The sequence below is a fragment of the Clostridium hydrogenum genome (assembly GCF_021432385.1).
Taxonomy (GTDB): Bacteria; Bacillota; Clostridia; order Clostridiales; family Clostridiaceae; genus Clostridium_S; species Clostridium_S hydrogenum.
Genome location: NZ_JAEACT010000003.1, coordinates 112,240 through 128,876, shown reverse-complemented (window position 1 = coordinate 128,876; position 16,637 = coordinate 112,240). Strand labels below are relative to the sequence as shown.

The following is a 16,637-nucleotide window of genomic DNA, read 5'->3' as shown; positions in this document are numbered from 1 at the left end:
GAAAATATTATAAATAGTGTAAAATTAATATATAGTATTTTTATTAGTGAAAGGTTGGTGTACATATGAAAAAAATAAGAGTAGTAGTAGTTGACGATTCACCATTTTCTGTAACATTATTGAGTGATATGCTTACCGAATGTGGTTTTGAGGTTGTGGGGGATGCTAATTCTCTTGAGAGTACTATTGAAGTAATTGATAAGTTAAGACCAGATATAGTAACTATGGATATGACTATGCCGGATACAGATGGGTTTGAATGCACTAGAGCGATTCATAAAATTGATTCTAAAATAAATGTTATAATAGTAAGCTCTATGATGGATGAAGAAATTGTAAGAAAAGCAAAGAAAAATCATTTATCTGGCTATATTCAAAAGCCCGTTGATAAAGAAGAGCTTTCATTAATTATTAATAGAATAATGAGCGATGAGGAATTATATAAAGATTTAGATAAATTATATTATTCAGTATTTCAAGAAAGTTTTAAGGACGCTTTTAATAAATTTACAAAATCAATACCTGAATTTTCAGCAGAAGTAAGTCCAACTACTGAAATAGTGTCAAAAGGAATTTCGGTTGTTATGGGTATAATAGGAAAGTACTCTGGAAGGCTATTAATTGATATTTCGCATGATACTGCATTAAAGCTTTCAAATCATTTATTAAAAAGAGAACCTAAAGATTCTCAAGAAATGCTTAATGTGATTGGAGAAATATCTAATATAATTGCGGGAAATGCATGTTCTGTAATCAATAAAAAGAATAAACTCTTTGGATTTAGAGTAGCACCACCAACAATATTCCATGGTGAATCGCTTACAATATCTAAACCAGAATTAGAAAGTGTTAAAGGGGCTATGGCCAAAACAAATTTTGGAGAAATTTATATGAGCATAGGATTTCAAAGGAGGTCAGGAGAATGGATGTCAAATATATAAATCCGTTTTTTGCCTCTCTTACAAATATAATGCCTCAACTGGGAATTCAAAACATAAAAAAAGGTAAATTATCTGTTAAAAGTAAATTTATAAAGAGCCAAGGGGTATTAATAAATGTCGGAGTTGTTGGCGACATTAAAGGTAATATAATTTATGGAACTACTGTTGAATGTGCAAAAAAAATTGCATCTTCAATGATGATGGGAATGCCTGTTGAGGAGCTAGATGAAATGGCGCAAAGTGCTATTTCTGAGCTTACTAATATGCTTACGGCAAATGCTTCTACTGTTTTTTCAGAAGAAGGAATAAGCATAGATATATCAACACCAACTTTAATGTATGGAGATTTTACAGCTACAGCAAGTACAGCTAAGGTTATTTGTGTTGAAATGTTAATTGAGGATTTACCATTTGAAATTAATATAGCAATAGATAAAGTATTAGCATAATAAATAATTATTGCAAAGTAAGAGCATTGTGGAACATTAAATAATATCAATAAATCTAAGATGTTATTTAAATAGTCTGTAAATGCTCTTGTTTCGTATTTGCAGTGGTTTACAATGTTTATGGAAAATAGCAAATAAAAAGGTACTAGTTAATAAACTAGTACCTTTTTATTTGGCAGGGGCAGTAGGATTTGAACCCACAACCAATGGTTTTGGAGACCACTACTCTACCGTTGAGCCATACCCCTTCGAACAATATATATTATATACTACCTTTAAAAAAAAGGCAAGAAGTTTTTTTAAAAAAATTAAATTTTTTTGTACGAGGATGCATATACATGAAAAATGAACAATATATACTAAATTTTATTGAAATATATACTACAATTGTTATAATTATTAATAAGGTTGTATAAATTAGTAAATATCTAATTGGCTACTTAATATATTAAATTTGAGGTGCGTTTATGGAAGAAAAAATATTGTTAGTGGATGATGAAGAGAGTATCTTAAAAGTACTTTCTTACGCATTAAATAAGGAAGGTTATCGAACTGAAAAGGCCTATGATGGTAGGGAAGCTTTGGAGAAGTTTGCTATTTTTAAACCCGATATAGTTATACTTGACTTAATGCTCCCTATTATAAATGGATACGATGTTTGCAAAAAAATAGAAGATAAAAATGTTGGAATAATAATGCTTACAGCCAAAAATGATATTATAGATAAAATATTAGGACTTGAGCTTGGAGCAGATGATTATTTAACAAAGCCGTTTGATATTAGAGAGGTTATAGCAAGGGTAAAATCACTTTCTAGAAGATACAAAAAGATAGCTGCAAGCTCAACAGGTGATGATCTTATAATAATAAATGATTTTAAAATTGATTATAGTCAAAGAGTTGTAAATATAGGTAATAAGGAAATTGAATTTACAGCAAAAGAATTTGAATTACTATATTTGCTGCTTTCAAATATTAATGTTGTATATTCAAGGGATAAGCTGCTTGATTTAGTATGGAATATGGAGTATATAGGAGGTACAAGAACTGTTGATACACATATCCAAAGAATAAGAAAAAAATTGGGCGATAAATATGAAAAGTTGATAGTAACTATTCATGGTGTAGGTTATAAAGGAGTGAATCCATATGAAAGTGGGAATAAAAATTAAATTAACAGCATTTATAACCTCGCTACTAATTTTAGTAATAGTCCTTTTAAGTTTTTTAGTCCTTAGAGGAATTAAAAATTATCAAAAAATGAAGAATGAAGATATACTTTTAAATCAAAAAAATTTATTTGAACAGTATTTATCTAATGAACTAAATTCATCTAAGTATATGGATATGAAAAAACAAAAGGAATTGCATTTGAATAATGCAGATTTATTTGATAAATCATGGTTAAATTCAATTCCAGCAAGTATTTATGATATAAATGGAAATTTAATGTATACAATTGAAAATGACAGTAAAGCTATAAAAAATAAAGATGATAATAAAATGATAAAATATTGTTTGGAAAATAAAATAGTTTATAAAGAAGAAAAGGACAACATATATTATTATTCACCTATTAAATATAATAATATTATAGTTGCAGTGTTAAAGCTTAGGTATTCAATTAAAGAAAGTAATGAATTTTATAATAAAATAAAAATGTTGTTTTTAATGTTAGGGTTAATTTCTTTAGGAGTTGGAATTACTTTTGGTGCGCTGTACCTAGTTCCGTTTACTAACGATATAAATAAAATAATTTATTCAGTTGGGAATATTCAAAATGGTGATTTTAATAATATGAAAAAAGTTACAAGAAATGATGAGCTAGGCATTCTTAGCAGTGGTGTTGAATTTATGAGCAAAACCATAGAAAATAATATCATTAACCTAAGTAAGCAGAGAGATGATTTGACTAAAGCTGTTGAAAAACTTGAAAGGCTTGGAAAGGAGCAGAAAGAATTTATAGGGAATGTTACACATGAATTTAAAACTCCTCTTACATCTATAAAAGCCTCTGCAGATATAATGCTCATGTATGAATATGATCCTAATTTTGTCCATGAAGCTTCTGAAAATACATCTAAAGAATGTGATAGATTATGTGATATGATTGATGATGTTTTAAAGTTATCATCTTTAGAAAAATATGATTTTGAGATAAAGAAAAAGCCAGTTAATTTAAAGCTATTAATTGAACAAATTTCTTCAAGAATGATGGGGAAGATAAAAAAATGTAATATTCAATTTACTACAGAACTTGAGGATTTAGTAATTACATGTGATGAAGAAGGGATTAGACACATATTAATTAATTTAATAGATAATGCAATTAAATACAACAAGCCAGATGGAAGTATAAACATATGTACATATCAAAATGAAAAAGAGGTATACATAGAAGTGGAAGATACCGGAATTGGTATTGGAAGTAGCGATTTTGATAAAATATTTAAAACTTTTTATAGAATTAAGAATGATAGAAGTAGGAAAACTGGTGGTAGCGGAATTGGATTGGCATTTGTGAAGAAAATGGTTGAAAAGCAAAATGGCAGAATATTAGTTGATTCCGAAGTAGATGTTGGATCAAAATTTACTGTTGTATTGCCGATGGATGTTAATTAAAGATAAACCATTTGAAAAATTAAAATTTCTAATGCCAAATTCATTCTGATAAATTATCAACTGTCGACTAAGATAAATCCCAGTTTCCAAGGATAAACTTGGCATGTGTAATTTCAATGTTTCAAGTTGTCTATCTATAAGTTTACATTGGAGGCAGAGCGGTATTATGATAAATAAAAAAGCAGCAGGAATTATAATTGTAGGTGCTATTTTGTGTACTAGCATAGGGGTTGGGTATAATAAAATATCGGCCAATGCTAATAAAGATAATATTTTACTTTTAAATTATTCGGCAGCAAAAAATCAACCGAAAACGGATAGCTTTAAGATTAATTCTTTATCAATTGATCAAGCTTTAGACTGGGTAAGCGATAATGAAATTTTAACTTTAAATAAAAAGGGAGAACAGCAGGATATAAATTCACCAAAGTTTAAATATTATAATTACTATTTAAGTATTTATAATATTAATACGGGAAATACAAGAGATTTCAAAAATGTAACTTCGGATTGGGGAGATATAAAGATTTCTCCTGATAAAAAATATGTAATTTATGTGGAACCGAAATATATGCCCAAAGTAGGCAGTGATGAATGGAAAAAGGATTTGAATTCTGGCAAGCTTTTTAGTAGAAGTGTTAAGATATTAAATTTAGCTACAGGAGAAATTACAGATTTTAAAACAGAATATAAAGACCAACAAGCAAATTATAGTTGGATTGATAAAGATAAGTTGTTTGTATATTATCCAAATGAAAAAAATAAATGGATTGTTGAAAATGTAGACGGAACTATATATAAGACGGGCTATTTTAAGACCTCTGGTTCTACATATTCGGCGTGGCCAGCATATAATTTGAATATTAAGGTTTTATTTAATGATGTTTCGGGCAATTTTGTAATGTGCCAGAGTGGTTCATACGTGAATAATGCAACAAATAAATCTACTTATTATTATGTTAATGTTAAAACAAATGAAATGAAGGAGATTTATAGAAGTAAAGGATTTTCTATTAACTACTTTGTAAATAGAAGTGGAACATATATATTAGATTATATTGGTAATGAAACAAAATTAATTTGTTTTGATAGTAATGGAGTTAAGAATGGAGAATATAGTTATAAAACTAACACAATTCTGTGTGATGTGACACGGGATGGAGATAGGGCGGCATTAATGCAGGATGGTGCGTTAAATATTTTGGATTTAAAAACAGGAAAATTAACTAAGGTTTATGATGGAATGTTTAGAAATAATATTATTACACCAAAGTGGAATAGTGATGGGACTGCTTTGATATTTAACGTTAAGGATAAAGTTGATATTCTTAGAATACAATAAAAAATATATGGCTTGTTTTAGAATTCAGTTAGATAAGGAAGTGTTTGCAATGTTTATATTAATTAAAAATGTAAGGGTATATAGTCCCAAGGATTTAGGATGTAAAGATATTTTAATTTGTAATGATAAAATAGTAGATTTAGATAAAGATATAAATATAAATGTGAAAAACATAAAAATAGTGGATGGTACAGGCAAAATAGTATTTCCAGGTTATATTGATCAGCATGTGCATGTAGTAGGCGGCGGTGGAGAAGGTGGTTTTACAACAAGAGTACCAGAAATAAATGTATCAAGTTGTATTAAAGGTGGTGTTACAACTTTAGTCGGGCTTCTTGGTACAGATGCAATAACAAGAAGTGTAGAAAATTTAGTGGCTAAGACTAAAGCCCTTAATGAAGAGGGGATTACAGCTTATTGCTTGACGGGATCTTATGAATATCCATCCATAACACTTACAGGTAGTGTTCAAAAGGATATTGCATACATAAATGAAGTAATAGGAGTTAAGCTTGCAATTTCGGATCATAGATGTTCCAATATAACAAAAGAGGAACTTATAAGATTGGTTTCTGAAGTTAGACTTGCGGGTTTGATTAGTGGAAAACCAGGCGTGGTACATTTTCATTTAGGTAGTGGAAAAAATAAATTAAAGTTACTCTTTGAATTATTAGAAGAAAGCGATTTGCCAATAAAACATCTTAGACCAACACATATTAGTAGACACTATGAAGAGGATGCTGTTAAATTTGCTGCTTTGGGGGGATATATAGATTTTACAGCTAATAGATCTTCAGAGGATTTTCTTAATTTTGTTGTAGAAATGGGTGAGAAAGTTCCAAAAGATAGAATGACAATGAGCTCAGATTCTAATGGAAGCATGCCTAAGTGGAATGATAAAAAAGAAATGATAGGTATTGAAGCTGCGAAAATAACTAATTTGCATGAAACAATAAAAAGATTTATAAAAGAAAGAAATATACAGCCAGAAGATATATTGCCACTTGTTACTTCAAATGTAGCAAAAGCTTTAGAGCTCTATCCTAAAAAAGGAATTATAGCTGTAGATAGTGATGCTGATTTATTGATACTTGATAAAGAATTGAATATAGATTCTGTCATAGCAAAAGGTAAGGTAATGATGCTTAATGAAGAGGTGCTAGTTAAGGGAACTTATGAATAAATAAAATAATAAATTTATTTTTATAAAAGTATATTGACATGTTGTTAAAACATGCTATAATTTAAACATAAGGAAATTAGTAATTCCTATTTGAATACTAGGAATCGAAAAATGAATATTTTATTCAATCTTATCTAGAGTGGTGGAGGGACTGGCCCTATGAAACCCAACAACCAGCATTTTTCATTTGAATGTATGGTGTTAATTCCTGCAAATTAAGTTTTGAGAGATAAGAGGGTGATTTAGTCTAGTAGTGTATAGTAAATTAATCCTCTTCATAAGCGAAGAGGATTTTTATTTTACATAGATAAGTTGCTTCAATTCTCGGAAGTATTTTAATAAGGGGGGGCAAATATTTTCTATAATTTAAGATAATTTATTTATAATAAGATTAATAGTATCATTCTAAAAAAAATATTTTTAATTTTTGAATAATTCGGAATAAAGGAGAAATGAAAAATGAGTGAAGAAAGAAAATTCGGTTTTGAAACATTACAGGTACATGGAGGTCAAGTGCCAGATCCAACAACAGGAGCGAGAGCAGTTCCAATTTATCAAACAACATCTTACGTATTTAAAAATGCAGACCACGCAGCAAATTTATTTCAATTAAAAGAGCCAGGAAATGTGTATTCAAGAATTATGAACCCAACAACAGATGTATTTGAACAGAGAATAGCGATTCTAGAAGGTGGAGTTGCAGGACTTGCTACAGCATCAGGACTCGCTGCAATAACATATGCAATTTTAAATGTGGCAAGCGCTGGTGATGAAATTGTAGCAGCAAGTACATTATATGGAGGAACTTATGAATTATTTGGAGTTACATTAAAAAAGCTTGGAATAAAGGTTGTTTTTGTAGATCCAGATGATCCAGAAAATATAAGAAAAGCAATAACAGATAAAACGAAAGCAGTATATGGAGAAACAATAGGAAATCCAAGAATAAATGTTTTGGATATAGAGGCAGTAGCTAAAATAGCTCATGAAAATAAAATACCACTTATAATAGATAATACTTTTGGTACTCCATACTTAATAAGACCAATAGAATTTGGAGCGGATGTTGTAGTACATTCAGCAACTAAATTTATAGGAGGACATGGAACAACTATAGGAGGAGTTATAGTTGATGGTGGTAAATTTGATTGGAGAGCAAGTGGAAAATTCCCTGACTTCACAACACCAGACAAGAGCTATAATGGATTAGTATATGCTGATTTAGGTGCACCAGCTTTTGCATTAAAAGCAAGAGTTCAGCTTTTGAGAAATACAGGAGCTACACTTAGTCCACAAAGTGCATTTACCTTCTTGCAAGGTTTAGAATCATTATCATTAAGGGTAGAAAGACATGTATCAAATACAAGAAAAGTTGTAGACTTTTTAAGCAAGCATCCAAAAGTTGAATGGGTTAATTATCCTGAACTTGAAACTAGTCCATATAGAGAATTAGCTAAAAAATATTTACCAAAGGGTGCAGGTTCTATATTTACCTTTGGAATAAAGGGTGGACTTGAAGCAGGAAAGAGATTTATAAACAGTGTTAAATTATTTTCACTTCTTGCAAATGTTGCAGATGCAAAATCACTTGTAATACATCCGTCAAGTACAACTCACGCAGAGCTTAATGCAGAAGAGCAAAAAGCAGCTGGAGTTACACCAGATTTAATAAGACTTTCAATAGGTGTTGAAGATGCTGATGATTTAATTTGGGACTTAGAACAAGCACTTGAGAAAGCTTGATAAAACAATTTGAATTTGATTCATTAATTGTGCATTGTGAATTGACTTTAAGTGGAAGGTGGGCTATTCAGTGGCAGACGAAATTAAATTTTTAACTAAATGTATTCACGTTGGTAATGATATTGATAAAGAAACTGGTGCTATAAGAAGACCTATAACTATGGCAAATAGTTATAGGCTTCCAGATGATGCGTCAACACTTAATTGGAGCAATCCTAATAATGTGATTTATACAAGAACAACATCAGCAAACCAATTATATCTTCAAGAAAGATTGTCAGCTCTCGAGGGGGGAGAAGACTGCGTTGTATTGGCCAGTGGTGTTGCAGCTTTGGCAGGAGTATTCTTTACATTTTTGGATAAAGATTCACATGTCATATGCTCAAATGTTTCGTATATTGCAGTTTACAGATTACTAAATGAGTATTTTCCAAAGAAGTATGGAATAGAGGCAACTTAAGTCCATTTAACGCATGGTTAATTATGAGGGGAGTTGTAACATTGCCGCTTCGTATGAGACAACACAGCGAAAGTGCACTTAAAATTGCAGAATTTCTTGAAGGTCATCCGGCAGTAAAATTTGTTTCATATCCAGGTCTTAAGAGTCATCCGCAGCATGAAATTGCAAAAAAACAAATGAGTATGTATTCGGGTGTAATTGCTTTTGGGCTTAAAGCTGATGTTGAAACACATAATAAATTTGTAAATTCACTTAAAATTATTATTTCAGCAGTTTCAATTGGACATGATGAAAGCTTAATTGTTTACACAGGACCTAATGACGAAAGAAATCATTTTTATCCTGAAGAATTTAAAGCTGGTCATCTTAGGTTTAGTGTTGGATTGGAGGATGCAGACGACATAATAAATGATTTAAAACAAGCGTTTAAAAAATGCGGATTATAGATTAAATCTAAGGGAGAATATAAGCAAGGAATTCTCCCTTAGATTTTTTATAAAGGCAAAAAAGTTTTTAGTAATGAGCGATATATTAAAAAAAATCCGATAAAAATAGTAGGATATAATTGCTAATATATTAATTTTTATATAAATATGCAGTAATATTTGTATAAATTATTTTAAAGTTAATTAAGTAATTGACATCACAGGAAAGCATGATATAATTTAAAACATAAATAAATTACTAATCATATTGGAAAAGTATTTAATGAAAATTTGCAAATAAAAACCTAGTAAATAAATATGAAAAGTAATATTTACAATAGATAACCATTTTTAACAGGTTTATCTCTAAAACAAGAGAAAAATTTTTATTTAAGGGGGACTAAAAATGAAGTTAAAGAAAATTACTACTATTATTTCAGCATTGCTTATTGCAACTACGGTGCTTAGTGGTTGTGCATCAAATAAAGGCACTGCAAGTACAACTAAACCGGATACATTTACTTATGGTATAGATGGTGATCCAGGAAATTCAGTTAATGTAATTACTACCAGTGATAGATATGGGCTTATGGAAATAAAAGCTCTTTATTCTCCGCTATATATGTATAATGCGGATAAAATTCAATACTTTTTATCAGAAAGCATGACTCCTTCAGCTGATCATTTAAGCTATACTGCAAAACTTAGGAAAAATGTAAAGTGGAGTGATGGTAAGCCATTTACTGCGGATGACGTTGTATTCACATATGATCAAATGCTTAAAGAATCAAATGGTGGATGGGCCTATAGTCAATTAATATTTAATGGTAAACCAGTTAAAGTTGAAAAAATCGATGATTATACTGTTAAATTTACTTTGCCTACAGTAAGCACACCGGCTATAGAACTGCTTGGAGACATATTTATAATGCCAAAACACATTTATGACGGTGAAGGAAATATAGAAAAAAGTTCTAAAAATGCGACTCCAGTTGGTACAGGCCCATATAAATTAGCAGAATATAAAGCAGGACAATATGTTAAACTTGTAGCCAATGAAAATTATTTTCTAGGAAAACCTAAAATTAAAAATGTGGTATATCGTATAATAAGCGATGCTAACACTGCTCAACTTGCTCTTGAAAAAGGCGAATTAAATGCACTTGTGGTTCAACCAGCAGATATAGGTAAAATACAAAAAGCAAATAAAAATTTAGATGTTATACCATATGGTGAAGGTAGAGTTGCATATATGGACTTTAATTTAAGTTCTAAATTAGTTCAAAACAAAGATGTTAGAAAAGCTATATTATATGCATTAAATAGAGAAGAAATAATAAAAGCTGCATATGTTTCAGATAAGTATGCAAAACCAGTATATACTTTCCTTCCAAATGAAAGTAAATTTAAATCTAATGATGCAGAAAAATATAATTACAGTTTAACAAAGGCTAAGGAACTTCTCCAAAAATCAGGAGTAAAAGGCTTAAAGTTAAAACTTGCATATACAAACAATAATGTTGCTCAACAAGAACAGGCAGCCATAATTCAGCAAGAGTTAAAAGCTGTAGGTATTGATGTTGAACTTTTAGGAATGGATCCAACTGCTTTAAGTGAAAAGATGAAAAAAGTTCAAACAGATTTTGATTTAGTATTTGGTGGCTATATAATGGGAATTGATCCAGATACATTTAATTCACTATTTACATCAAACAGTGATTCAAATTATATGCACTATAAAAATCCTGAAATAGATAAGCTTTTCGATGAAGGAAGAGTTGAAACTGATGAAACAAAGAGAAAAGAAATTTATAATCAGATACAAAAACTAATGCAAGATGATGCTGTATTCTATCCAATTTTAAGCAACAACAGAGTCCTTGTTATTGATAACAGAATTGGTGGAATAAAAGATGCAAGCTTAGTTCCAGTATATACTTTTGAGGATATGTCGAAGCTTTATTACAAATAAATAATTTGAAGTTCATACTATAAAATTATTGCGAACCAATTAAATCAATTCACAATTCACAGTTCACAATGCACAATGAAGGATGATTTGCATTCCTTTCGTCAGGCAAATCTTAAATTTAATATTATAAGCTTCGCTTAGCACCATAAATGGTGCTATTGCGTAAGCAATTAAAAAATAAATTTTTAGATTTTCTATAGCAAAGCGGAGGAAAATCATCCCTCATTGTGAATTGTGCATCGTGAATTGTGAATTGATTTAGTTTGCAATATTTAAGTTTTTTATTATTTAATGGAGAGGAGCGTTAAAATTGCTCAAGTATATTTTAAAAAGAATAGCACAAGCTGTGCCTTTATTAATAATTATTTCTATAATATGTTTTACTCTTATACAATTAGCCCCATACAATGCAATAGATGCTATGACAACTCCTAAAATGTCAAAAAAAGCTGTTGAGCTTATTAAAATAAAATATGGCTTTGATAAACCGGCTTATATTCAATATCTATATTGGCTTAAGGGTGTATTAACAGGTCAATTTGGATATTCAATAGTTACTCATGAAAGTATTTTTAATGATTTAGTTGCTAGAATACCTGCTACAATAAGTTTGGTTTTGCCTTCATATTTATGTGCACTTATTTTATCAGTTATTTTGGGGCTTATGGCCGGAGTCAATAAAAATAAGAGGGCAGATAAAATAATAGATGGATTTTGTTCTATAGGAATAGCAATTCCAACCTTTTGGTTTGCTATGATTTTAGTTTATATATTTGGATATAAATTAGGAGTCTTGCCCATACTTGGAATGCATAATATAGGTATGGAAAACTCTATACTTGATTTTTTGGAGCATTTTATAATGCCGTTTATTGTACTTACCTTTGCATTTATGCCAGAAAACACAAGATATGTTCGTTCATCTACAATTGGACAACTTTCGGAAGATTATGTTGTAGTTCAAGAAGCTTTTGGAGCAAGTAAATTTGAAATATTATTTAAGCATGTTTTGAAAAATGTGCTTCTACCTATAATAACTAAGCTTGGAATGGCACTTCCTATGCTTATAACAGGAGGACTTATAACTGAAACTGTATTTGGATGGCCAGGGGTTGGACCTTATTTTATTAAGGCAATTCAAGGTTTAGATTATCCTGTTGTTATGGCAGTTATGGTTTTATCGTCTACTCTTGTCATACTTGGTAATCTCCTTTCAGATATACTTTATGTTGTAACAGATCCTAGGATTAAGGAAATGAGGTGATACAAATGAAAAACAGAAGAATAGAAAATGTAAAAATGGAGCTTAAGCACAATAAAATTGCCTTGTTTTCAATTGTATTTCTCGCACTTATAGCCTTAGTTTCTATATTTGCTTTTTTATATCCATATGACCCTAACAAAACAAATGTAAGCATAATGCTCCAAGCGCCTTCGCTTCAGCATATTTTTGGAACAGATGAACTTGGGCGTGATTACCTTGCAAGAGCAATTTATGGAGGTAGGGTTTCTCTTTTAGTTGGTATTTTGGCTATGGTTATATCAACCTCAATAGGCGTTCTTGTAGGAACTGTAAGTGGATACTTTGGCGGAAAAATAGATAATCTTTTGATGAGACTTGTAGATATAATTTCATCAATACCCTGGATGATTCTAGTTACGGTTATTAGCATTTTTTTAAAGCCTGGTTTTAGAACAATAATAATTGTTATTGGCTTTTTTACGTGGATGGAAATATCTAGAATTGTCCGTGCAGAAACGCTATCGGTTAAGGAAAGAGAATATGTGTTATATGCAGTATCAACAGGTGAAGGTTCAATGAGCATAATAATAAAACATATTATACCATCAGTTTTCCCAACCATAATAGTAGCAGCGACAACTGGAATTGCAAATGCAATAATGACAGAATCCTCACTTAGCTTTCTTGGCATAGGAATACAACAACCGATGTCTTCGTGGGGAAGTTTACTTCAAAATGCTCAAAGCAATCTTCAAAATGCTCCTTATATGGCAATTTTGCCAGGAATACTAATTGTTCTTACTATCTATTCCTTTAATAAGCTTGGAGATGTTTTAAGAGTATTTGTTGAACCTAAATCTGCAGCAGAGGGGGAGTGAAAATATAATGGATAATGTATTACTTGAAGTTAATAATTTAAAAACTAATTTTTATAACAAAGGTAGTAAAATTGAAGCAGTAAGGGGCATAAGTTTTAAACTTAATGATGGTGAAATTGTAGGTATTGTTGGCGAATCAGGTAGTGGTAAAAGTGTAGCTATGAAATCTATACTTGGAATTATTCCTAAAAATGCGAAAATAGAAAACGGTGAAGTTTTGTTTAAAGGAAGAGATATATTAAAGTTATCTAATAAGGAAAAGCAGAAAATTAAAGGCAAGGATATGGCTATGATTTTTCAGGATCCCATGACGGCTTTAAATCCTTTAATAAAAGTTGGAAAACATCTTGAAGAAGTAATTTTAAGGTATAACAAAATTAGTAAGAAAGAAGCAAGAAAAAAAGCTATTGATATGCTGAATTTAGTTGGTATACCAATGCCAGAAAAAAGATTAAATCAATATCCACATGAATTTAGCGGCGGAATGAGGCAGAGAGTCTTGATAGCAATGGCGCTTTGTTGCGAACCTAAACTTTTGATAGCAGATGAACCTACCACAGCCTTAGATGTTACTATTCAGTCTCAAATATTGAAGCTTTTAAAGGAACTTAAAGAAAAGAAAAACATGTCTATTGTTCTTATAACACATGATTTGGGTGTAGTAGCAAGTTTGTGCAAAAGAATAGTTGTTATGTACGCTGGTATGATAATGGAAGAAGGGCTTGCAGAAGATATATTTTACAGACCACTTCATCCATATACAAAAGCTCTTTTAAATTCAATTCCTAAAGTAGATGAAGATGAAAAGAAAAGGCTTGAGCCTATTAAAGGAACTGCACCATCACTTTTAAATCCACCTAAGGGATGCCCTTTTGCTGAAAGATGTCCTTTTGCAGTAGATAATTGTTTTAAAGAAGTACCACAGTATAAAAGTATTTCAGAAACTCAAAAAGCAAGATGTTTTTTATTAGAGAAAGGAGGAAAATGAAATGAGTGGGGCAGAACAAAAATTAATAGAAGTTAATAATTTAAAAAAATACTTTCCAGTGAAAGGCGCTTTTGGAATAAATAAAAATAAGCATGTTAAGGCTGTGGATGATGTTAGTTTTTACATAAAAAAAGGAGAAACCTTTGGATTAGTTGGTGAATCTGGATGTGGAAAATCAACACTAGGAAGAACAATTACAAGATTATATGATGCAACGGCTGGAGAAGTAATTTTTGATGGTAAAAATATAGTAAATTTAAATAAGAAGGAGTTAAAACCGTATCATAAAAAAATGCAGGTGATATTTCAAGATCCTTATTCTTCACTTAATCCGTATATGAATGTATCAGAAATAATTGATGAACCTATGGCACTTTATTCAAATTTATCTAAAAATGAAAGAATGGAAAAAATTGAAGAACTTTTAAAAAGAGTTGGAATGAAAAAAACAGATATGGAAAAATTCCCACATGAGTTTAGCGGTGGGCAAAGGCAAAGAATTGGAATAGCAAGAGCCTTATCTATAGATCCTGAGTTTGTTTTATGTGACGAGCCAATTTCTGCATTAGATGTATCAATTCAAGCACAGGTTGTAAATATGCTTGAGGATTTTCAAAAAGACATGGGACTTACTTATCTTTTTGTAGCACATGATTTATCTATGGTAAAGCACATATCTAATAGAATTGGAGTGATGTACTTAGGAAAAATAATCGAGATTTCAAAAAGCACGGAACTTTATAAAAATCCACTTCATCCATATACTAAGGCCCTTCTATCTGCCATACCTATTCCAGATCCTAAAAAGGCAAATTTAGCTGAAAATAATTTAATTAAGGGTGAACTTCCAAGTCCAATAGATATTCCAACAGGCTGCAGATTTAGGACAAGATGTCCATATGCAACAGCATTATGTAGTGAAAAAGAGCCAGTTATGAAAGAAGTTGATACGGGGCATATGGTTGCTTGTCATTTATTTTAGGCATCTTAAAAAATAACAAGTCCAATTGGACTTATTATTTTTTTAAGATGCTTTAATACTTTATAATATAGATAGTATATAAATAATGCTGGGTAAATGTTATATTAAAGTCAAATGATTAAAAAAATAGCAGGCATACTAAAGAAAGCTGTGTTTTAAATAAGTGTGAAAATCAATATTATTTAAAACATAGCTCCCAAATATGTTCTCATGCTAAAATTGTAATATCTTGACGCAATGAAATGTAAGATTTATAATAAATTATTAAAGAAACATTATTTCCATAACGATAATTAATTATATAAAACGTAAATTACTACCAGAATATATGGCGCAAACATGAGTATTTATATACTTTAATGGAGGAGTAACACCATTTGATGACGCATATGAAAAGTAAATATTAGGAAAAGAGCGGGATGTACCAATGAATAAAAACTATCAAAAAATAGTAATATTCATATTGTTAATTTTTACTATTGGGTTTATTTTTATCAACTTAAAGGTACTTGAAAATGATGGTAGAGACGATTCTGCAAGACAAATAGGAAATAGAAGAAAATTTGGAGCTACCTATATGACAACTAATAATAGGTTTTATGAAATAATTAACGATGAAATACGTTCAGTTGTAGAGAGCAATGGAGATATATTAGTAACAAGAGATGCAGCGTTAGATAAGGACAAGCAAATGCAGCAGATTTATGAGTTTATTAAATTAAAAGTTAAAGCTATTTTTATAAACCCTGTGGACTGGAAACAAGTAAAACCAGCATTAGTGGCGGCCAAAAATGCAGGAATACCAGTTATAGTTGTTGATACACCTGTTTATGATAACAAGCTAGTAGCTTGCACGGTAATATCCGATAATTATGATGCTGGAGTTCAATGTGCAAAGTACCTTATGAAAATGAAGACAAAAGCTAACATTATGTTAATTGAACACTCAGAAGCAAAATCCGGTATTGATAGAATCAAAGGATTTGTTGATACCATTGGCAATAATAAGCAATACAAAATAGTTGCGAAAGTAGATAGTGAAGGACAATTAGATAAAGCTATGCCTTTAGTGAACAATTTGATTAAAAAGCATCCAGAGATAGATGCAATTATGGCATTAAATGATCCAAGTGCGCTTGGTGCATTAGCAGCACTTAAGGAAAATGGATTACTAGGTAAGGTTATGGTATTTGGAGTGGATGGTTCACCGGAAGCTAAGACAATGATCCGCTATGGATTTATGACTGCTACGTCTGCTCAATTTCCCAATAAAATTGGAAATATAGCTGCTAGGAAAGCTTATGATATTTTAAAAGGCGAAAAGTTTAAAAAAGATGTAATTGTTCCGATAACTTTAATATCAAAAGAAAACGTTCTACAGTATGAAATAAGTGGATGGAAGTAGTGAA

13 protein-coding genes, 1 tRNA gene, 1 pseudogene and 1 riboswitch are annotated in these 16,637 nt (G+C 30.5%); of the genes and pseudogenes, 14 read left to right on the top strand and 1 reads right to left on the bottom strand.

Features of this window, described 5'->3' with window-relative positions:
* The first annotated feature begins 65 nt into the window (after positions 1-65).
* Together CUEA01_RS13845 and CUEA01_RS13840 are read left to right on the top strand one after the other, a co-directional pair.
* A complete protein-coding gene (locus tag CUEA01_RS13845) occupies positions 66-941 on the top strand; it encodes a response regulator (RefSeq protein ID WP_234122285.1) in 876 nt (291 codons plus the stop codon).
* Positions 923-1,390, top strand: a complete 468-nt coding sequence (locus CUEA01_RS13840) for a chemotaxis protein CheX (RefSeq protein WP_234122284.1) — start codon at positions 923-925, stop codon at positions 1,388-1,390. Before CUEA01_RS13845 ends, CUEA01_RS13840 begins: the two co-directional genes overlap by 19 nt.
* 173 nt (positions 1,391-1,563) lie before the next feature.
* On the opposite strand, the gene CUEA01_RS13835 is transcribed toward CUEA01_RS13840, so the two are convergent.
* Positions 1,564-1,638, bottom strand: a tRNA-Trp gene (locus CUEA01_RS13835).
* A 219-nt stretch (positions 1,639-1,857) separates the two neighbouring features.
* Here CUEA01_RS13835 and CUEA01_RS13830 point away from each other — a divergent pair.
* From CUEA01_RS13830 to CUEA01_RS13775, 12 genes and pseudogenes are all read left to right on the top strand, one after another.
* On the top strand, positions 1,858-2,562 hold the full coding sequence (locus CUEA01_RS13830; protein WP_234122283.1) for a response regulator transcription factor: 705 nt from the start codon (positions 1,858-1,860) through the stop codon (positions 2,560-2,562).
* Positions 2,540-4,012 (top strand): sensor histidine kinase, encoded by a 1,473-nt coding sequence (locus tag CUEA01_RS13825; RefSeq protein WP_234122282.1) that lies wholly within the window; start codon positions 2,540-2,542, stop codon positions 4,010-4,012. The genes CUEA01_RS13830 and CUEA01_RS13825 overlap by 23 nt, the downstream gene beginning before the upstream one ends.
* A 166-nt stretch (positions 4,013-4,178) precedes the next feature.
* Complete coding sequence (locus CUEA01_RS13820) at positions 4,179-5,354, top strand: hypothetical protein (protein ID WP_234122281.1); 1,176 nt, start codon at positions 4,179-4,181, stop codon at positions 5,352-5,354.
* Positions 5,355-5,361: 7 nt separating this feature from the next.
* Entirely contained in the window at positions 5,362-6,537 is a 1,176-nt protein-coding gene (gene iadA / locus CUEA01_RS13815) for a beta-aspartyl-peptidase (RefSeq protein WP_234122280.1), read from the top strand.
* A gap of 127 nt (positions 6,538-6,664) precedes the next feature.
* A riboswitch (SAM riboswitch) is annotated at positions 6,665-6,773 on the top strand.
* A gap of 223 nt (positions 6,774-6,996) precedes the next feature.
* Complete coding sequence (locus tag CUEA01_RS13810; protein ID WP_234122279.1) at positions 6,997-8,280, top strand: O-acetylhomoserine aminocarboxypropyltransferase/cysteine synthase family protein; 1,284 nt, start codon at positions 6,997-6,999, stop codon at positions 8,278-8,280.
* 70 nt (positions 8,281-8,350) lie between these two features.
* Positions 8,351-9,186, top strand: a pseudogene (locus CUEA01_RS13805) (trans-sulfuration enzyme family protein).
* 385 nt (positions 9,187-9,571) lie between these two features.
* On the top strand, positions 9,572-11,137 hold the full coding sequence (locus CUEA01_RS13800) for an ABC transporter substrate-binding protein (protein WP_234122278.1): 1,566 nt from the start codon (positions 9,572-9,574) through the stop codon (positions 11,135-11,137).
* 310 nt (positions 11,138-11,447) lie between these two features.
* Positions 11,448-12,401: an ABC transporter permease gene (locus CUEA01_RS13795; RefSeq protein WP_234122277.1), complete on the top strand. Its 954-nt coding sequence runs from the start codon at positions 11,448-11,450 to the stop codon at positions 12,399-12,401.
* 5 nt (positions 12,402-12,406) lie between these two features.
* Positions 12,407-13,258 (top strand): ABC transporter permease, encoded by an 852-nt coding sequence (locus CUEA01_RS13790; RefSeq protein WP_234122276.1) that lies wholly within the window; start codon positions 12,407-12,409, stop codon positions 13,256-13,258.
* A 7-nt stretch (positions 13,259-13,265) separates the two neighbouring features.
* Positions 13,266-14,246: an ABC transporter ATP-binding protein gene (locus CUEA01_RS13785; protein ID WP_234122275.1), complete on the top strand. Its 981-nt coding sequence runs from the start codon at positions 13,266-13,268 to the stop codon at positions 14,244-14,246.
* Between the two features lies 1 nt (position 14,247).
* Positions 14,248-15,228 (top strand): ABC transporter ATP-binding protein, encoded by a 981-nt coding sequence (locus CUEA01_RS13780; RefSeq protein ID WP_234122274.1) that lies wholly within the window; start codon positions 14,248-14,250, stop codon positions 15,226-15,228.
* Between the two features lie 427 nt (positions 15,229-15,655).
* On the top strand, positions 15,656-16,633 hold the full coding sequence (locus tag CUEA01_RS13775; RefSeq protein WP_234122273.1) for a sugar ABC transporter substrate-binding protein: 978 nt from the start codon (positions 15,656-15,658) through the stop codon (positions 16,631-16,633).
* The last annotated feature ends 4 nt before the right edge of the window (positions 16,634-16,637 follow it).